Below are 17,594 nucleotides of genomic sequence, written 5' to 3'. Positions count from 1 at the left end.
AATTTTTATGTCAACAACCTACCGATTTTATCCCACCCTGCTGAATACGTTTTCGCGGTATCTGAACGGCGGAACGATTACGGAGCAACAACTTCTCGACGCCATCAACCGGGTACCGACGCCCACTACGCCGGCCCAGCAACGGGGTACTTCATTTGAAGAAACGTTGATTAAAGGAACGGGCGAAGACCAGTTTGATACCGAGCTGCTGGAGAAGATGCGAAAACTGCTGCCCCGGCCAATCGTCGATGTGCAGGTCTATTGCCAGTGGCAGTTAGACGATGTACTGTTTTATGGGTACGTTGATTTGATTGGCAAATACAAAGCGGTAGACATTAAAACCACAGGCTCCTACCAACCCGGTCGATTCCTGTTCAATCATCAGAATTTATACCTCCATGCGCTGAAGCGGCAGGGGATAAAGTTGATGGAATACCTGATCACCGACTTCAAGGAGGTGTACGTTGAGAGCTATGCGCTAACCCACCCGATTGACCGGCAACTGGAGGAGATCCGGCTCTTCAAGGCATTCATCAACGAACACCGGGATCAGATTACCGATAAGAAGATTGTGCACTAGTAAACGGTGATTCCTGTACCTTGCCCGTATGATTATACAGCTGTATCGGAATGCCTATTCGGGTTTATCGCGGCCGGTATGGTTACTGGCGGGCGTGATGCTCATCAACCGGTCTGGTACCATGGTGCTGCCTTTCCTGTCGCTGTACCTGACTCAATGCCTGCATTACTCTGTAGAGCAGGCCGGTGTCGTGCTGGCGTTGTTTGGCATCGGCTCATTGCTGGGTACGTTCCTGGGTGGCCGACTAACCGATCACATTGGCTTTTACCCGATCCAGGTGATCAGCCTGCTTTTTGGCGGGCTGATGCTCCTCATCATGCAGTTCATTGTCCGGTTCGAGTGGCTATGCCTTACTGTATTTGTTTTTACGGCACTGGGTGACGCATTTCGACCCGCCAACTCAGCGGCTTTTGCTTTTTACAGTACACCCGATACCCGAACAAGGGCCTACTCGCTGAACCGGCTGGCGATCAACCTCGGCTGGGCGGTCGGAGGGGGGCTGGGTGGTTTGCTGGCGAGCCTACATTACCAACTCCTGTTCTGGGTCGATGGGCTCACCTGCATCTGTGCCGCGCTGTATCTGTTTTATGCACTACCGGCCCCTGCCCGTTCGCCGACGACAACCCATGAAGCCAACACACAGTTGCCAGCAGTCAGGTCGCCGTACCGCGACGGCCTTTTCCTGTTCTTCACCGGCTGCGTGTTTCTGTATTCAACGGCCTTCATGCAGTTTTTTAGCCTGCTGCCACTGTATTTTAAAAAGCACCTGGGTGTGTCGGAAGGAGGCATTGGCCTGTTTATGGCCCTGAATGGACTGCTTATTGTGGCGGTGGAGATGGCGTTGATCTATGCCCTGGAGCGGCGCACTCAGCAACGGTTGCTGATCTCGGCGGTTGGCGCCATCCTGACCGGCCTCGCCTTGTTTATCCTGACGCTGACGCGCTGGCCGGGTATAGCCTGGGTAACGATCACGTTGCTCACGCTGGGCGAGATGCTGGCTATGCCTTTTCTGCTCACCTTCGCTGCCAACCGGTCCGACGAGCGGAATCGAGGGCAATACCTGGGGTTGTATTCGATGGGCTGGGCGCTTTCGCAGGTAAGTAGTCCGCTGATTGGCTCACAGGTTGCCGAACGGTTTGGTTTTCAAACGCTCTGGACCCTTATGCTGGGCATTGCTGTGGTGGCAGCGGTAGGTTTGTTATTGGTAAACCGGCAGGTATCGGCCAACCCAGCATCGGCTGTCAGCGTATAACCTAAACAGACGCACCTGTCTGCCTTTCACGTTGTAGGACCAGGTACTCCAGCAGCAAAACCCGGTTATGGTCGTCGCATTGCCAGCGGATGTGCCAGAAGGACCGGCTGGCCCATCGGTAGAGCCAGGGCTGCGTGTAGGCGGAAAGCATGCCTGCTATAAAGAAAGAGAATGAGGCGAAATCGGCTTCTATACCGGCCAAAGGCACATTGGCCAGCGGTTGTTCACCAAGTCGCATAAGTGCAATGGCCAGCAGCAGCTGATCGGGTCGATTCGTGGTGGTCCTGAAATCGGCGTGCAGGTCAGCGACCAGTTTGTCCCGTACTGATTGCAGCCGTACGGGGTTAAACACACCAATCAGCCGGGCCAGATGGTATTGGATCAGCGGTGGCCGGGCGTAATTGTGTGCGCAACGGAACGCATCGGTACGGTACCGGTCAGTCAGGATAATGTCGTGCAAAAAGGTCAGGCTATCCTGGGCATGCGCGTCGATGGGCAGGGCATATTCGTAGACCACATACAGCATGTTGGCAATGGCGCAGGCGTCGAATTCGATGGGCATATGCAGGCCAAACCAGGTCGAGTAAGCCTTCAGGTCCCGGTAGTCGGCAAAGGAATGCTGTACCGTCAGCCGGGTTCGGTTGGCGTGCTGGGCCAGTTTGCGGGTCAGAAAATCGAGTTGCTCAACTGATGGCGTCGTGGTCAGATAGACCATCGCGGTGTCATCAATATCATCCGGTAATTTAAAATGGTTGAACCGGTGCATCAGTCTGCCATGCGGAAAATGCGCTGTGGGCTTTGTGCCGTAGAAATTATAGGTAGCCAGCCCTGCTTTGTTCTGAAAATGGGCGTATGTCGGTAGGGCGAGCGCTAAAATCCGATCAGCAACGGCCTGTTCATCGGGGGTAAAAGACGAATGTAATCGCTGGACGGTGAAGGCGCTGATAGCCGTATAAAAGAGGTTCGGATCGGGCCTCCGGTAGCTCCAGGCTTGATTATATCGGTAGGCGTGAAGCAGACCGGGATTAAAAAATGGTGAGCTTACCTGCTGATTATCAGCTATTATGATGAGAAGGTCCAGTGCGGATTGCTGATGCATAAGCCAAAGAACGGAAACAGAAATTAATTCTGGCACTGCATTTGTGACAAGCGTTCGTAACAAACTAATGTTCTGTTACAAACGCCCAACTATGAAACGGATCGTTTTACTCTGCACGTTACTGCTCACTGCCTCTGCTGGCATGGCACAGAAAGCTTTTATTTACAATACGCTTCAAAAAAACGGCTTTATTTCTATATCCGCCGGTGTTAGCCAGCCACTGGGTACGTTCGGCAGTCGGACGGGGGAAGCGGGCAACGGCCTGGCCCTGCGCGGGCAGTCGATGAGTGTGTCGGGGGGCTACCGAATGGCTGGTCCGCTGGGGTTGATGGCCCGCTATGAACAGACCTACAATGGGATCGACGCAACAGCGATACTAAATCAGTATAATCAGACGCCGGGTAGTGAACTGACCGTCATCGCCGCCGATGGTCGGGCGGGGCAATGGCAAACGCGTAGCATCATGGCCGGGCCGTACGTTACGATCCCGATCGGTCGGGTTGCGCTCGATCTGCGGGCGATGGCCGGGCAAGTATGGGCTACCTGCCCCGAAACCTGCGTACAGGGAAAGGTGAATCAGGTGAACACGCTCATTCGCACCGATAACCAGGAAGCAAAAGCAATAGCGGGGGGATTAGGGTTCACGGCGCGGTACCGCCTAACGCCAGCCGTTGCCCTGCACGTGAATGGTGATTACACTTCTTCCCACTTCACCTTTGCCAACGTACCTGTCGAATCACAGTTGGGAGGACTTTCCCAAAAATCTACCGTCAGCAGTCAGAAAACGCTGAGTATGGCTGTCTTGTCAGTCGGGCTCACGTTCCAGTTCAGGGCTAGAAACTACGTTTTTTAACCCCCATTACTAAGTCGGCCCGAAGACGGCCCGTCACTGCGGCGGACCGTCTTTTCAGGGTAGATCAGGTCCAGTACAGTATGGGCGCGGCGGGGAATCGCTTCGCCCATTCGTCGTAAAAGAACCGCTTCATCGACTGCATATCCGCCGGCTGATACACGTATTTCGTACCACCAAACTTATTCCGCTTCTGCGCCCGGTCGGCCTCGTTCATGTCGAGCGAAGTGTTCGGGTACCATTGCAGCAGCACGTCTTTCGACCCCGGTGTAAAGCGGTGGCTGATGAACTCGACATTCAGGTCGATCAGATCGGCGTTCTGGCCATAATCGAGCGCCGCATAAATCCGGTCGAGCAACTCACCATAAGCGTCCTGCCACCCCGGAATAGGCATAATGGGTGCCAGTACAACACCTACCGGATAGCCGCCGCCTCCCTGTGCGCGGGGCAGGGCCAGCTTGCGCAAGGCTTGTAATCGGGCTTCTATAGAGGCGGTGCCCCCTTCGAGGCGCCGGGCCACTGTTTCGGCATTCAGGCTAAACCGGGCGCGTGTCTGTCCGTTATGGGGAAGATCGATCAGCGTATCGACCTGATCATACTTCGTTACAAACCGGAGCTGGCCGTTTTCCCGCGTGCCATAATAGCGAATACATTCGGCGAGACTACCGGTCAGGTGTTCGATACCCAGCACGTCGGTGTAACAACTCACTTCAAACGTAGTTGGGCGACTGGCATCTGTGGTCTGCCAGCTCTTATTGGGTGGGTACGTGCCTTCATACGTGGCCGTATGGGCCAGCATCGTTGGCAGGTTAGCATACACCCGTACCACGGGTGGCCCCTGTAAGCTGCCGGCCAGGTAGCAGTACTGGCAGTGGGCGGGGCAACCTTCGGCCAGGTTCATCTGCCAATCGGCCGAAGGAGGAATCGGTTGCAACCGCATGGCCGACGGCGGCGCGTTCACGACCGCCAGGGTATTTTTGGCTATACGGTATGTGTCGCGTTCGTCAGCCCCCCGTAACCCGGTAAGTCGGTTCGACTTCAACACCTCAATGGGCAGGTTCAGCGCCGACACCCGTTCGTATATCTGCTGCCCAAAGGGTTCATTCAGGGCGTCGGGTGTAAATAACACCCGTTTCGGCATCCAGATCCGCGCCGACCGAACATCGGTTTTAGGCGTCATGTCTACACTATTCTCCAGCACATCTTCCATCAATAAGAAAACACGAAAAGGGCTTTAATCGGTCCATTTTGGCCACTATTTGCTCAACAAATCGCCTTTATTTTACGGCTAACCAAGTCGTTGCCGAACCCCGAAAATGTGTTTTGAGCGGGGCTGAACCAGCATGGAACTCGCTTTTGAATGAACGGAAGTCCATTGGCCTGGCTTATTGGTTAGGAGATAAAAAAGGCCGCTCCTGGCTTACATACTACAGGTCGGTTTACTTTTGCAACCCATGATCAACCATTCGCTACTCGCTGGAATTTTAGCCTGTATGATTACGCCGTCGCTGGCTCAGACAGCCGACTCGACGGTGGTAGCTTCCGCAGATACGCTAACCGCCCGACCCCTGGCCGAAGTGGTTGTCCGGGCTTATGAAAGCAATCGATCACTGCTGACCACAGCGGCGTCTGTTGGGTTGTTGTCGCGGGCCGAACTCGTACAACGATTTGCCACGCCAACGCTCGTGTCGGCCATGAATACGCTGCCGGGCGTGCGGATGGATGAACGGTCGCCGGGCAGCTACCGCCTTTCGATTCGTGGGAGCCTGATCCGGTCGCCATTTGGCGTTCGAAACGTGAAAGTGTATTACCAGGATATGCCCCTGACCGACGCGGCGGGCAACACGCCCCTGAACGCACTTGATGTCAGGATGCTGGGTAGGGTGGAGGTCATCAAAGGGCCATCGGGCAGTTTATACGGGGCTAATACAGGCGGCACGGTACTCCTCAGTGGACCAGCCCTAACGGCCGGCGTAAACCGGGCAGAGGTCAATGTGCTGGGTGGTAGCTATGGGCAGGTAGGCTACGGCGTACTGGCTCAGTCGGCTACAGCTCAGTCGGCCATAACGCTGAGCGTGACTCATTTGCAGTCGAATGGATACCGTGAGCAAAGCGGCCTGTCGCGCGATAATGTGGCCTTCACAGGTACGTTCAGACCAACCGACAAACAAACGCTGGCTGCCCTGTTCATTTACTCCGATCTCGCGTATCAAACGCCGGGCGGACTAACGCAGGCTCAGTTCCGGGCAAATCCGCAGGCATCGCGTCCAGCCACGGCTACCTTGCCGGGGAGCGCGGCGCAGGGGGCAGGCATTTACCAGAAAGTTGGGTATTTGGGCCTGTCGCACACGATGGCCTGGAGCAGCCGGTGGCAGACGACCAATACCATATACCTGTCGTCGACAGAGTTCAACAACCCGTTTATCACCAACTATGAGCGGCGTACCGATCAGGGGATTGGGGTCCGTTCGGTCACGCGCTTTACGCAGGTGGCCAGTGATAATGCCGTGCCGATGGCGCTGGTCTTTGGGGGCGAGTGGCAAACCAACCGGACAGGCTCGCGTAATTTCGGCAACCGGCGCGGCCAACCCGATACGCTGCAAACCGACGACGAGCTTCGGGCCAAGCAGTGGAATGTGTTTGTGCAGGAAGAGATAACCATTCGTCCAATCGACCTGGTGTTGACTGCCGGTCTCAGTCATAATCAGTCGAGCTACGATTTCACCCGGTTTTCCATCGCTGGCAAGCCAGGGCCGGGCCCGCAACATCGGTCGTTCACACCCGCCTGGCTGCTGCGGCTCTCGGCTCTGAAACCGCTGGGACAAAACGCGGCTGTGTTTGTGAACGTCAGCAGTGGGTATTCTACGCCCACCAGCCAGGAGGTGCTTTCGTCGGCCGGTTTTTTCAACGCTGATCTGAACCCGGAACGGGGCATTCAAACGGAACTGGGAGTACGTGGTCGGTTAGGCAACCGGCTGCAGGTTGATCTGGTCGGGTACTCGCTTCAGCTGCACGAAACCATTACCCGCCGTTCACAGGAGAACGGGGCCGACTATTTTGTGAATGCCGGCAACACCCAACAAACGGGCCTGGAAACGGCGCTGCGGTATGACCTGCTTCGTCCGCAGACCAGCGTTGGAGGCCCCCGATTGAGTGTCTGGCAAACGATTACCCTTGCCCGTTACACGTACCTGAACTACCAGCAGCTGGCCGTTGATCTGTCGGGCAATCGGGTGCCGGGTGTTGCACCGTTTACTGGCGTTTGGGGGCTTGACTACACGACCGTTGCCGGGCTATATGCGCACTTGACCTTTCAGTTTTTACCCCCCTTTGCGCTGAACGATGCCAACACCGCTATGGCCGACCCCACGCGTTTGTTACAGGCTACGGCAGGCTATCGGCGAACCATCGGCAAACACCTGGCCGCCGACCTGTATGCAGGCGGCGACAACCTCCTCGATCAGACATACAGTCTCGGTTATGACCTAAATGCGGTGGGAAACCGTTATTACAACGCCGCGCCCCGCCGAAACTTTACGGTGGGACTTCGGTTGGAGATTAAGTAACTAGGCAATTGGTGAGGAGGAAATCCGGTGATTGAGTGATCGGGCAATTAGGACGCAGGGAGTCGTTGATGTGTTGGCACGAATGGCCTATGTAACCAATTACGCACTTACCAATCTCACTTGCATAAAGATTGACAGCTATGAATATTGGGGATAAAGTCCGGATGATCCGGGCCAAAGAGCAGGGTGTCGTTGTTCGTTTTTTGACGGGCAACCGCGTCGAGATTGAAATTGAAGATGGGTTTCGAATTCCGGTTATGCAGTCGGAACTGGTCGTTGTGTCGCCCATGGAAGCCGAACGATTCAAGCCATCGAGCCAGGCAGCAGCGCTGCGCGAAACAATTGCCCCCCAGCGAACCAGCACGCCGATGGGTACGTCGGCTGGCCTGGGCGCTTCCGGACAGATCCTGTCGAATGTAGGGTTGTATCTGGCCTACGTGCCGCAGAACGACCGTGACGTGGCCTTACACATCGTGAACAATACCGACTGGGAGATCCTGCTCACGGTTTCTGAAGAACGCGAAGGCAAGGCCCGTGGCTTGCAGGCAGCTACACTTAACGCCAAGTCGCAGGTTAAGCTCAACGAAATGTACGTCATGGACCGGTTTGAGCAGTGGCCGACGCTCTTGTTTCAGGCGCTCTACTTTCGGCCTGGCGTTGGGCAGCCCCCCCGTTTGCCGCTGGTGAAACGATTGAAACCACGTGCCCAATCGTTTTTCAAAAGCAAGCAGAATGTACCTGTGTTGCTGCAGCCGGGGCATCTGTTTCAACTCGACGACGAGACCAGCAACGCCGCCATGAACCAGCAGGCCGACGCCATTAAAACTGCCTTGCTGGAGCCTAAGACGGAGCAGGAACTGGTGGCGGTGACCAGACCCGATGCGGTGGTTGACCTGCACATCGAGAAGTTGCTGCCGAACAACCCCCAGGGTAACGTACCTGGCGATCTGGTGGCGATTCAGTTGCGGGCGTTCGAGAAGAATTTAGAAAATGCCATTGCCAGCGGCATGCCCGATATTACGTTTATTCACGGCGTAGGCAGCGGTAAACTCCGCCAGGAACTCCACCGCCAGCTGAGTCGCCACCCTCATGTACGTTTCTTTGAAGATGCCCAAAAACAGAAATTCGGCTACGGGGCCACGAAGGTCACGCTTAAGTAGCTGGCTGCTGGTTGTTGCCCTGTGGCCTGCCTTGTTCACTGCCTGCCAGTCGGGTACGAAACGCCTGAATCCCGCTGCCCCCCAAGCGGCTTACACGAACTCAAGTATGGATGTACGCACGGATGCTCTGTTATCGACGGTCAATATTCCGGTTGCCATTGCGCTCGCCGATGTGGAACGACAGATCAACGCACAGGTGACCGGGTTAATTTATGAAGACAACTCTTTCGACGACGATGGGGGCGGCACACCGTTCATGACCAAAGTCTGGAAACGCGCTCCGATTGGTGTAAAAGCAGGCGTTGTTCGGGGCGACAGCCTGTTCTATTTCTCCGTTCCGTTGACAATCTGGGCCAGGGCAGGAAAAAAAGTGCTGGGTTTCATGCAGTCGGGCGAAACTACGTTCGAGATTGACCTGCGGTTTGCCACCCGTTTTTCTATTGATAAAGACTGGTCGGTGAATACCAGGACGACCGCAGAAGGGTTCGAGTACGTGACCAAACCAACGATTCGGTTGGTGGGCCTTGATATTCCAATTACGGGCCTCGTCAGCAAAGCAATCAACAGCAACCTGGGCACCGTGACCCAGACGCTGGACAAACAGGTACGTGAGAAGATCGACCTCCGAACCCCGGTGCTGCGTGCCTGGAATGTAGTTCGTGAACCGTACAATGTGTCTGATGAATTCAGGACCTGGCTGATGGTAGTGCCCCGGCGCGTACTGATCACACCACTGCGTTTCGAGCAGGGCGAAATCCGCGCTACCATTGGGCTGGAAGGGCACACGCTGACAACCGTAGGGCCAAAGCCGATCGTTCGACCTGCCATTGATCTACCCGATCTGTCGGTCGTGCCGCACGTGAACGATGATTTCCGGGTCGGTATCATTGGCGAGGCAACGTACCCGGAAGTAGCTGATCTGGCCAAAAAACAGCTGGTTGGTAAGTCGTTCAGCTTCAGTACCTACTCCGTGACTATTTCGGACCTGGATCTGTATGGCCAGAACGATAACCTGATCATCAAAGCGGGACTCACTGGCAGCGTAACCGGCGATATCTACCTGCGTGGCCAGCCTTATTACGACGCACAGACCCGCTCAGTGACGCTCAGAAACCTGACGTATGATCTGGATACCCGGAATCTGCTTCAGAAAGCGGCTAGCTGGCTGCTCAAAAGCACGCTGGCTAAAACCCTCGAGAAGAACCTGAATTTCCCGGTTGGCGGCCAGATCGATGCCGTTCGTCAGTCGGTTGAAGAACGGCTGGGTACGTTGCCGCTGGCAAAAGGCGTAACCCTGACAGGAAAGATCAATGAGGTTCGACCCGATCAGGTGTATCTAACCCCCACGTCAATGGTTGCCGTAGTGCATGCCAACGGGAAAGTAAATATTCGTGTGCAAGGTCTTGAGTAAAATGAGTAGGCTGAGTCGGGAACGCCCGATCGTGCTTCAGGTTAAAAACGATACTACCCGATGCTGAACCAGCGGGCATTCCCGGTTCAGGCTTTTTTATGAAAACGTTCTCCCTGCTACTGACCGGCCTGTGCCTAACCATCACGGCATTGGCGCAAACCACCCGTGAGCCGCTGTTTACCACGGCAGACGGGGTGAATATTCACTATGATCAGATTGGGAGTGGCCCAGCCGTTGTGCTCATTCATGGCTTCATCGGCAATGGGGAATCCTGGAAGCGAACGGCCCTGCGCACGATGCTGGCCGATTCGGGCTACACCGTCGTGACGCTTGACCTGCGCGGGAATGGCCGTTCAGACAAACCGCATCAGGCAGCCGCTTACGAGAAAGACAAAGAGGTATATGACGTTATCGCGCTGATGAAGCACCTCGGCTTTGTCAACTACGATGTAGTTGGCTACTCACGCGGGTCAATCATTGCGGCGAAGTTACTGGCTGTAGCCCCCAAAAATCAGGTTCGTCGCGCGGTACTGGGCGGCATGGGGCTGGATTTCTCGGACCCCAACTGGATTCGCCGCCGAAACTTCTACGAAGCCCTCGCCAAACCGGGCAGCCACCCCGACCTGCAGCCAGCCGTCGACTACGCCGTGAAATCGGGGGCTGATACCACCGCGTTAAAATTTATGCAACAGTTTCAGCCAGTGACCGTTCCGGCCGAGCTGAAACGGATCAAACAGCCTGTATTGGTTATTGCTGGTGACCAGGACGAAGACAATGGCCGAGCCGCCGACCTGGCCAAGGTGCTGCCTAAGGCTACCTTGGCGACTGTGCCTGGTACGCACAACACCACAATGGGTACGCCGGCATTTGCCCGGAAAGTGGTCGCGTTTTTAAGGTGATAAAGAGGGTATTGAAGCCGAGTGCTGTGGTAATGCTGTGCCGGTCGGGCTGTCCTTTGCGTTAGGTGACCGCGGTGCAGAAGTTGACTGCTTCGCAGAAATAGAAAAGTTATCTGTCAGCTAGTTTGCGGAAAAGTAGAGGCATTGTCGCAGCATCTACTGATTCCATCTCGACCAGCTTCAGTGACTTTACCATATTGAGCGTAGTCGCTTTGTACTTCTGGAAATGTGGCGTCTTAAGGTGTTGCTCGTAGGCAGATCGGCTGGCATATATCTCCAGAATCCGTACCGATGTAGGCGATCCCTTTTGGTACATCGGGAAAATGGCAATTACGCCCGCCTCCACTTTCACCGAAGCTGCCGCCTCTTCAGCCAGCATCGCTTTATACGCCTCAAGGTGAGCCGGGTCTATTTCGATTTCGGCTATACGTACCATCATTGTCTGTTGCTGGGCCAGTGCCGTTTGACCGTCAGTGATCAGTGAGAACACAAAAACGATAGGGAGAAGTGCGTTGTGTAGCGTTGTATAGGTTGATTTGATAAGGCTGGGTACGTTCATTGGTGAGGTTTCGGTCGGATTCGTTTTCCGGCAATGATGGCTGCCTATTTCTTTACACTGGTATAGTCCGCATCGCTCACCGGCTGCATCCAGGTTACTCGCCCGGTGGCAGTATTAGGCGTGATGGCGACCTGCATGAAGCCCACCGTTGGCGAAGCGCCGTGCCAGTGGGGTACGTTCGGTGGACATTTCACGGCATCGCCTTTTCGGAGAATCTGGATCGGCTTTCCCTGCTCCTGGTAGTAGCCAACGCCGCCCAGGGCCAGCAGTACCTGTCCGCCTGCGTGGCGATGCCAGTGCGAGCGGGCCCCCGGCTCGAAGGTGACGTACCCCACCGGAATATTCATCGCACTGTCGGGTTCGATCAATGGCTGCACCCAGACGGTTCCGGTAAAGTTACTGGTCGGTGCCCGCTGTCCCTTTGGGAAAATGGCGCCCGCATCTGTCACGGTTGCCGGCCGGGTCTGGGCGATTACCTGACTGCCGATCAGCGAGATCAGTAAACCAACTGCCATCAGGCCGATCACATTAGTTTTCATAGAGTTACCCAGTAAAGCTCACTCTGTTTTTATTCGATTTTCGCTTAGCGCCTTGCCGACGTAACCTGGGTCAACACGATCCGGCCAGCGGCGGCTTCCGATTTGCCAACGTTGGTTTCGATCAGCGCCATCGCCTGTTCCAGTTGGGGTCCGGTCAGGCCCACCCGTAAACAGATACCCAGATGGCTTTGCAACATGGGTTCGACCCCTCCGATACTGGTCAGCACCGAAATGGTTGTCAGTTCCCGGTCGGCATAGCTGAGCACATCCCGCTCGAACAGATCAGCAAAGAGATGTTCTTTCAGAAAAACCTCAATCTCCGGGCTGAACGCCGCGTAGCCCCGCTTTGGTCCGGTTTCGGGTTGGCCAGACAGTTGTTCGAGTACCTTTTTGCCACGCTCGTACTTGGGTACGTTGCTGATGATTGGCGAGGCTTCCTTGCCTATGTTGTCGGTAATACCCTTTTTCTTCCGCTCGTCCAGTACCGCCATCAACGTCTGCAACCCACGAAGGCTCCGTGGGAAACCACAATACGCGTACAGATGCACCAGCACTTCCTTGATCTCATTGACGGTCAACCCCTCGTCTAGCCCCGCACGTAGGGCCGGTTGTAGCTTTTGCAGGTCTCCCTTCGCCGTGAGGGCCGCGATACTGACAATGCATTGTTGCTTCGCTGACAAGATAGCCGGTTGATTGGGCTGGTTTTGCGCGTTAAGTCGACAGATCCCCATGAAAGAGACAACAATGAGCGTGAACAACGAAATACGCATGCGACTACAGGTCGTGTTAATAAATGAAGTACTGGCATTTTAAACGGTTGCCAAACTGAAAGGGAGCTTATGGATGCGCTGGCCCGTCAAATCGAAAATGGCGTTGGTCAATGCTGGAGCAAAGGCCGATATACCCCGATGAGCTGCTCAATTCGGCCTGTTTAGCTTTCGTAACCAGCTTATTACGTTCGTTTCAACTTCTCTGGCTTTTTCTCCGTCAATGACCAGGTATCGACCGTCTCGTTCAGAACCGCCCCTGGTCGTAAACCCCTCCAGTACCTTACTTTCGGGACATAACTCCCTCACAGTCTGAAAACTACTGCCAATACCGTAACCGCCATTGGTATTAAACGGAATGACGGTTTTGCCCTGAAGCGGATACCGGGTCAGAAAGCTTTTTATGGGTGGAGGAAGCTGCATACCCCAGGTTGGGAAGCCAACGAATACCACGTCATATTGCTGGATGTTGTCAATCTTGGTTTTCAGTGGTGGCAGGAAACCCGTTTCGTTCTCCTTTACCACCTGCTCCACCGTAGCGCGGTAGTTGGCGGGGTAGGGAGTCACTAATTCGAGCGCCATCAATGTTCCGCCCACCTGCTGATGAATGATCTCTGCAACCGCTTTGGTATTCTTGGTACGCGATAGATACACAATCAGTATCTTTTTGGCTGACCCTGATTGTGCCAGTGAATAGACGGGCAACAAGTAGAACAAAAGCAGTGCGGATAGCAACAGTGCTTTTTTCAGGCGGGAGATGCTGCTATCACTGATCGCGTGAGTCGCCAAGTGAATCTTGACGGACGCCTTGTCAATGCTTAATAACATGGGTGTCGCGAACACTACTGAATGTCAGGGCTAACAGTTTCCAGTCTTTCCGTTGCTTCTGATAAACTTCGGTCACGGTAAACTCAACCTTGGCCTCCGTGCCCCGAACCGTAGACTCTAGGGTAATGCGGCTCCAGATGATGGCTGTATTGTCAAAAAGCTCGACCGCTACGTCATGTACATCGGCTTTGCGGTACCAGATACTGCCAGTTTTGATGATGTCAAGTTCTTCGTCCTTTTTCCAGGTGCCGCTCATGTGGACAAACTTGGCCTTATCGTCAAAGAGCACGGCCAGCTTGTCCACGTTCTTGTCGGCCATCCACTGCCACTTCTGCTTGGAGAGGTCAATAATTTCCTGCTGCGCTTTTGTTGGGAGGGGGGTAGCTGTGCTTGACGTTGGCGTCTGAGCGAAAGATGCCTGCATAGCCATCAGCAGGAGACACAAACTGAGCATTGATGTTTTCATATAGTGATTGATTTTTGGGATTAGATAAACAAGTGAACTCGACTAATTTTTAACGGGCCTCATCAGCTTGGCAAATGAAACCGGGCCGCCGGTGCGGTTGTCCCATCGTCCATTTGCCGTTTTCCTTTACATAAACCTTCGAGAGCGTGATGATTTCCTGTTCCATACTGGTACCAGCCGTTGCTATGTTTGGTTTTTGTGACTGGGAGAAGGCTGTTTGCCTGCCATCAGGAAGCAAATGCCGATAATTGATGCTTTTAGGCTGTTTTTTATTGGTGCCGTGTTTGATTAATTCACTTTTCGTTCGCCCAGCCATTTGACCATAGCCGGATCGCGGTGGTCGAAGAACAGGCTGGCCTTGGTATCAAGCCCTCTGATGGCTGCCATATCGGCGGCACTTAACTCAAAATCGAGGCTGTTAACATTTTCTTCCATCCGCTCTTTGCGAACGGACTTGGGGATGGCTACCACCCCCCGTTGCGTCAGCCAGCGCAAGACGACCTGGGCGACCGACTTGTTGTACTTCGCCCCAATGGAGGCCAGCAACTCGTTGTGGAACAAATCGTTCTTGCCTTCGGCGAATGGCCCCCACGATTCGATCTGCACGTTGTTGTCGACCATGAACTGCTGGGTGTCGACCTGCTGGTGAAACGGATGCGTTTCAACCTGGTTGACCGCCGGCACGATTTCGTTGTGAATGATCAGGTCGATGAGCCGGTCGGGCTGGAAGTTGCTCACGCCAATGGCCCGAACCCGGCCTTCTTGGTAGAGTTCCTCCATGGCTCGCCACTCGCCGTACACGTCGCCCATCGGCTGGTGAATCAGGTACAGATCCAGGTAGTCGAGCTGCAGCTTTTTCAGCGACGCCCCGAAGGCTTTCTTCGTGCCCTCGTAGCCCTGGGACTGAATCCATAGCTTGGTGGTAATGAACAGGTCTTCTCTGGGTACGCCACTCTTTTTGATGGCCTGGCCCACCGCTTCTTCATTGCCATACGAAGCTGCCGTGTCGATCAGCCGATAGCCGGTGGCGATGGCATCGAGTACACTGCGTTCACACTCAGCCGGATCGGGGACTTGAAAAACGCCGAAGCCGAGGATGGGCATTGCTACCCCGTTGTTCAAAATTACTTGTTGCATAGGTTGGTTACATTGATAAGACAAAGGTCTCTGCATTTCTTCGCCTGCGTGTTATACAGATTACGGAGATTATTACCATTATTCCTGATCAATGTTTACGCGTCAGGTAGGCTGGGAGGAACGGAATAATTTTACTGTAACGGGTTAGGTAGTCGCCCAATAATTAGCGGATGCTGAACCGATCCGAAATAAAAAGGCCGGGCGATTGGTACGAAACTGCCTTAGTGGCTCTGTTGCGCACTCTCGCTGGTATGTATCGTCCTGAAACAGGTTTATAACTGCTGACGGTTCGTTGCCCTTTTAGGCCGTGTCAGGCAACTCCTGTTTGGTGCATTCCCGCAATTCGTTGGAACAGGATCTGACTGTTAGCCAGGCGTTCGCAGCTAATCGGGTAAGTTCGTAATTCCCTGGCAATGCATCGGAAGCGATCAGTCCAGTAATACGCCGTTCAGCGCCACTGGTGGGGTTTTCTCATTTCGACTACAAATCCCCCCAATTAGACTACAGGCAGCGACTCATAGGCCCTGACCTTTGATGTATCATTAACCAGTAAGTTTTAGATCATGATACATCAACATGAAAAGGCAGGTGTTTACCCTGCGGCGGCACCCCAGACGACTCCTAAAGTCTGGTTCATTACGGGCACTTCCCGCGGGTTTGGACGGGTTTGGGCCGAGGCGGCCCTTAAGCGCGGCGACAAGGTGGCGGCCACTGCCCGCAATCTGGAAAGCATTGCTGCCCTAAAGGACGAATATGGCGATAATGCACTAACGCTGGAGCTTGACGTGACACGGCCCGAGCAGGTAAAAAATGCCATAGAGCAAGCTTACGCTCACTTCGGCAGGCTTGATATTGTGCTTAACAATGCTGGGTACTCGCTGGTTGGCACCATTGAAGAGGCTAGTGCAGATGATATTCGCGCCTTGTACGAAACGAATGTGGTTGGCCCGGTTTCTGTTATTCAGGCGGCTTTACCCTTGTTGAGAAAGCAGGGTAGTGGCCACATCCTGGGTACGTCGAGCAACCTGGGCCATGTGACACTACCGGTCATCGGCTACTACTGTTCGTCAAAATGGGCCTTCGAAGCTATTCATGAAAGCCTGGCTACAGAGGTTAAGCCGTTCGGTATCAACGTGACCATCATTGAACCAGGTGCCTATGCCACTGAGTTTGGCAGTCAGGAATCCCTGAAGTTTACACAAAGTCTTGATCTCTACACTGCGTTTAAAAACCATTTTTTCGCGGATTTAAGATCGCTGGAAAGAGGTGATCCGAAGGCAACACCTGAAGCGCTTTTTGCCGTCGTTGATGCCGACAATCCGCCGCTACGCTTCTTTCTGGGCAGCCATAATTTGCCCTGGGTACGTAGAGCTTATACGGAGCGCCTGGCCACCTGGGAAGCGTGGGAAACTGTCTCCAACTCAGCGCAGGGTGAGGCCAGGTAAGGAACTTGGCAACAGGTCAATACATTGATAAATCATTCATGATAACCGATAGTTAACCTGACATCGGTTATCATTTTTTACGTGCTGAGCTATGAAAAGAGATGAAAACAGTCCCTATAAAATTGAATCGCTGGCCGATGCGCACCGAGCTTTTGGGTTACCCGCCCCCAAGCATCCGTTGGTCAGTTTGATCAATGGGGCTCATTACCCCGTTGCTATGAATGCATTACCTGGCTCTCACGTGCTGGGCTTCTATAAAGTATCGTACAAGCCAAAACTCAGTGGCAAATTAAAGTACGGTCAGAGCTATTATGATTTCGACGAAGGGGGGCTGCTATTCGCTTCGCCAGGGCAGGTAATTGGCAGCAGTACCGATGAGGGCAGCATCTGTTCGCAGTATACGCTGCTCATTCATCCGGATTTCTTTTTAGGGTATCCCTTGGCCAAGGCCATAAAGCAGTATGGCTTTTTTTCATATTCAACCAACGAAACGCTGCATCTGTCGGAAGATGAAAAAGCAACAATCATTGCGCTGTTCAACCTGATTGAAAAGGAGTTGGACAGCCGGATTGACGATTTTAGCCAGGACGTGGTGATTGCTCAGGTCGAGCTGCTGATGAACTATGCGAATCGGTATTACAAACGTCAGTTCATTACCCGCAAAGCGGTGAATAACGATCTGTTACAAAAACTGGAAGACTTGATCGATCAATATTTTGCCAGCGAAACATCTATAAGTCAGGGTTTACCGACCGTCGGTTACCTGGCAGAGCAGTTAAACGTATCCCCCAGTTATTTAAGTGATATGCTGCGGTCATTGATCGGACAGAGTGCCCAGCACTATATTCATGATAAGCTAATCTCAACCGCCAAGGAAAAACTGTCTACCACTACGCTGACGGTAAGTGAAGTGGCCTATGCACTGGGATTTGAGCACTCACAATCATTCAGTAAGCTCTTCAAGACGAAAACCAACCTGTCGCCACTGGAATTCAGGCGGTCGTTCAATTAAGCAGACTGATAAAGAGGTTGTGGC

17 protein-coding genes are annotated in these 17,594 nt (G+C 53.9%); 9 read left to right on the top strand and 8 right to left on the bottom strand.

Features of this window, described 5'->3' with window-relative positions; genetic code table 11:
- The first annotated feature begins 7 nt into the window (after positions 1-7).
- Positions 8-580, top strand: a complete 573-nt coding sequence (locus ACAW75_RS03530) for a PD-(D/E)XK nuclease family protein (RefSeq protein ID WP_370727294.1) — start codon at positions 8-10, stop codon at positions 578-580.
- A gap of 28 nt (positions 581-608) precedes the next feature.
- The gene (locus tag ACAW75_RS03525) at positions 609-1,832 is read left to right on the top strand and encodes an MDR family MFS transporter (protein WP_370727293.1); all 1,224 of its coding nucleotides are present in this window, start codon (positions 609-611) and stop codon (positions 1,830-1,832) included.
- A gap of 1 nt (position 1,833) precedes the next feature.
- Here the strand turns inward: ACAW75_RS03525 and ACAW75_RS03520 are convergent, their stop codons facing one another.
- Positions 1,834-2,931: a hypothetical protein gene (locus tag ACAW75_RS03520; RefSeq protein WP_370727292.1), complete on the bottom strand. Its 1,098-nt coding sequence runs from the start codon at positions 2,929-2,931 to the stop codon at positions 1,834-1,836.
- Between the two features lie 91 nt (positions 2,932-3,022).
- On the opposite strand from ACAW75_RS03520, the gene ACAW75_RS03515 reads away from it, so the two are divergent.
- Complete coding sequence (locus ACAW75_RS03515) at positions 3,023-3,784, top strand: hypothetical protein (RefSeq protein ID WP_370727291.1); 762 nt, start codon at positions 3,023-3,025, stop codon at positions 3,782-3,784.
- A 64-nt stretch (positions 3,785-3,848) separates the two neighbouring features.
- Here the strand turns inward: ACAW75_RS03515 and ACAW75_RS03510 are convergent, their stop codons facing one another.
- On the bottom strand, positions 3,849-4,991 hold the full coding sequence (locus tag ACAW75_RS03510) for a spore photoproduct lyase family protein (RefSeq protein ID WP_370727290.1): 1,143 nt from the start codon (positions 4,989-4,991) through the stop codon (positions 3,849-3,851).
- A 283-nt stretch (positions 4,992-5,274) separates the two neighbouring features.
- On the opposite strand from ACAW75_RS03510, the gene ACAW75_RS03505 reads away from it, so the two are divergent.
- The 4 genes from ACAW75_RS03505 (at position 5,275) to ACAW75_RS03490 (ending at position 10,817) form a co-directional block, all read left to right on the top strand.
- Positions 5,275-7,347: a TonB-dependent receptor family protein gene (locus ACAW75_RS03505; protein ID WP_370727289.1), complete on the top strand. Its 2,073-nt coding sequence runs from the start codon at positions 5,275-5,277 to the stop codon at positions 7,345-7,347.
- 140 nt (positions 7,348-7,487) lie between these two features.
- A complete protein-coding gene (locus ACAW75_RS03500) occupies positions 7,488-8,507 on the top strand; it encodes a DUF8465 domain-containing protein (protein WP_370727288.1) in 1,020 nt (339 codons plus the stop codon).
- Positions 8,437-9,918 (top strand): DUF4403 family protein, encoded by a 1,482-nt coding sequence (locus ACAW75_RS03495; protein ID WP_370727287.1) that lies wholly within the window; start codon positions 8,437-8,439, stop codon positions 9,916-9,918. Before ACAW75_RS03500 ends, ACAW75_RS03495 begins: the two co-directional genes overlap by 71 nt.
- A gap of 98 nt (positions 9,919-10,016) precedes the next feature.
- Entirely contained in the window at positions 10,017-10,817 is an 801-nt protein-coding gene (locus tag ACAW75_RS03490) for an alpha/beta fold hydrolase (RefSeq protein WP_370727286.1), read from the top strand.
- A 109-nt stretch (positions 10,818-10,926) separates the two neighbouring features.
- On the opposite strand, the gene ACAW75_RS03485 is transcribed toward ACAW75_RS03490, so the two are convergent.
- From ACAW75_RS03485 to ACAW75_RS03460, 6 genes are all read right to left on the bottom strand, one after another.
- A complete protein-coding gene (locus ACAW75_RS03485) occupies positions 10,927-11,376 on the bottom strand; it encodes a putative quinol monooxygenase (protein WP_370727285.1) in 450 nt (149 codons plus the stop codon).
- Between the two features lie 44 nt (positions 11,377-11,420).
- Positions 11,421-11,915 (bottom strand): cupin domain-containing protein, encoded by a 495-nt coding sequence (locus ACAW75_RS03480; protein WP_370727284.1) that lies wholly within the window; start codon positions 11,913-11,915, stop codon positions 11,421-11,423.
- A gap of 44 nt (positions 11,916-11,959) precedes the next feature.
- Positions 11,960-12,685: a carboxymuconolactone decarboxylase family protein gene (locus ACAW75_RS03475; RefSeq protein ID WP_370727283.1), complete on the bottom strand. Its 726-nt coding sequence runs from the start codon at positions 12,683-12,685 to the stop codon at positions 11,960-11,962.
- A gap of 147 nt (positions 12,686-12,832) precedes the next feature.
- Entirely contained in the window at positions 12,833-13,510 is a 678-nt protein-coding gene (locus ACAW75_RS03470; protein WP_370727282.1) for a flavodoxin, read from the bottom strand.
- Positions 13,494-13,976 carry a nuclear transport factor 2 family protein gene (locus ACAW75_RS03465; RefSeq protein ID WP_370727281.1) on the bottom strand — a complete coding sequence of 161 codons (483 nt, stop codon included), beginning with the start codon at positions 13,974-13,976 and terminating at the stop codon, positions 13,494-13,496. The genes ACAW75_RS03470 and ACAW75_RS03465 overlap by 17 nt, the downstream gene beginning before the upstream one ends.
- Positions 13,977-14,264: 288 nt before the next feature.
- On the bottom strand, positions 14,265-15,113 hold the full coding sequence (locus ACAW75_RS03460) for an aldo/keto reductase (protein WP_370727280.1): 849 nt from the start codon (positions 15,111-15,113) through the stop codon (positions 14,265-14,267).
- A gap of 563 nt (positions 15,114-15,676) precedes the next feature.
- On the opposite strand from ACAW75_RS03460, the gene ACAW75_RS03455 reads away from it, so the two are divergent.
- Together ACAW75_RS03455 and ACAW75_RS03450 are read left to right on the top strand one after the other, a co-directional pair.
- Positions 15,677-16,558 carry an SDR family NAD(P)-dependent oxidoreductase gene (locus ACAW75_RS03455; protein ID WP_370727279.1) on the top strand — a complete coding sequence of 294 codons (882 nt, stop codon included), beginning with the start codon at positions 15,677-15,679 and terminating at the stop codon, positions 16,556-16,558.
- Between the two features lie 91 nt (positions 16,559-16,649).
- Positions 16,650-17,570, top strand: coding sequence for a helix-turn-helix domain-containing protein (locus tag ACAW75_RS03450; protein ID WP_370727278.1), 921 nt, complete (start codon positions 16,650-16,652; stop codon positions 17,568-17,570).
- Positions 17,571-17,594: the final 24 nt, after the last annotated feature.

Source organism: Fibrella arboris, assembly GCF_041321095.1.
In the GTDB taxonomy this organism is placed as follows: domain Bacteria; phylum Bacteroidota; class Bacteroidia; order Cytophagales; family Spirosomataceae; genus Fibrella; species Fibrella arboris.
Note: the sequence above shows the minus strand (reverse complement) of the source record. Positions and strands in the feature narration are given on the sequence as shown.

Bases quoted from the DNA above. Each gene is read 5' to 3' on its own strand.
- ACAW75_RS03520 (WP_370727292.1), bottom strand. From the start codon at position 2,931: ATGCATCAGCAATCCGCACTGGACCTTCTCATCATAATAGCTGATAAT.
- ACAW75_RS03530 (WP_370727294.1), top strand. From the start codon at position 8: ATGTCAACAACCTACCGATTTTATCCCACCCTGCTGAATACGTTTTCG.
- ACAW75_RS03510 (WP_370727290.1), bottom strand. From the start codon at position 4,991: ATGGAAGATGTGCTGGAGAATAGTGTAGACATGACGCCTAAAACCGAT.
- ACAW75_RS03485 (WP_370727285.1), bottom strand. From the start codon at position 11,376: ATGAACGTACCCAGCCTTATCAAATCAACCTATACAACGCTACACAAC.
- ACAW75_RS03460 (WP_370727280.1), bottom strand. From the start codon at position 15,113: ATGCAACAAGTAATTTTGAACAACGGGGTAGCAATGCCCATCCTCGGC.
- ACAW75_RS03495 (WP_370727287.1), top strand. From the start codon at position 8,437: ATGTACGTTTCTTTGAAGATGCCCAAAAACAGAAATTCGGCTACGGGG.
- ACAW75_RS03525 (WP_370727293.1), top strand. From the start codon at position 609: ATGATTATACAGCTGTATCGGAATGCCTATTCGGGTTTATCGCGGCCG.
- ACAW75_RS03490 (WP_370727286.1), top strand. From the start codon at position 10,017: ATGAAAACGTTCTCCCTGCTACTGACCGGCCTGTGCCTAACCATCACG.
- ACAW75_RS03455 (WP_370727279.1), top strand. From the start codon at position 15,677: ATGATACATCAACATGAAAAGGCAGGTGTTTACCCTGCGGCGGCACCC.
- ACAW75_RS03470 (WP_370727282.1), bottom strand. From the start codon at position 13,510: ATGTTATTAAGCATTGACAAGGCGTCCGTCAAGATTCACTTGGCGACT.
- ACAW75_RS03450 (WP_370727278.1), top strand. From the start codon at position 16,650: ATGAAAAGAGATGAAAACAGTCCCTATAAAATTGAATCGCTGGCCGAT.
- ACAW75_RS03505 (WP_370727289.1), top strand. From the start codon at position 5,275: ATGATTACGCCGTCGCTGGCTCAGACAGCCGACTCGACGGTGGTAGCT.
- ACAW75_RS03465 (WP_370727281.1), bottom strand. From the start codon at position 13,976: ATGAAAACATCAATGCTCAGTTTGTGTCTCCTGCTGATGGCTATGCAG.
- ACAW75_RS03500 (WP_370727288.1), top strand. From the start codon at position 7,488: ATGAATATTGGGGATAAAGTCCGGATGATCCGGGCCAAAGAGCAGGGT.
- ACAW75_RS03475 (WP_370727283.1), bottom strand. From the start codon at position 12,685: ATGCGTATTTCGTTGTTCACGCTCATTGTTGTCTCTTTCATGGGGATC.
- ACAW75_RS03480 (WP_370727284.1), bottom strand. From the start codon at position 11,915: ATGAAAACTAATGTGATCGGCCTGATGGCAGTTGGTTTACTGATCTCG.
- ACAW75_RS03515 (WP_370727291.1), top strand. From the start codon at position 3,023: ATGAAACGGATCGTTTTACTCTGCACGTTACTGCTCACTGCCTCTGCT.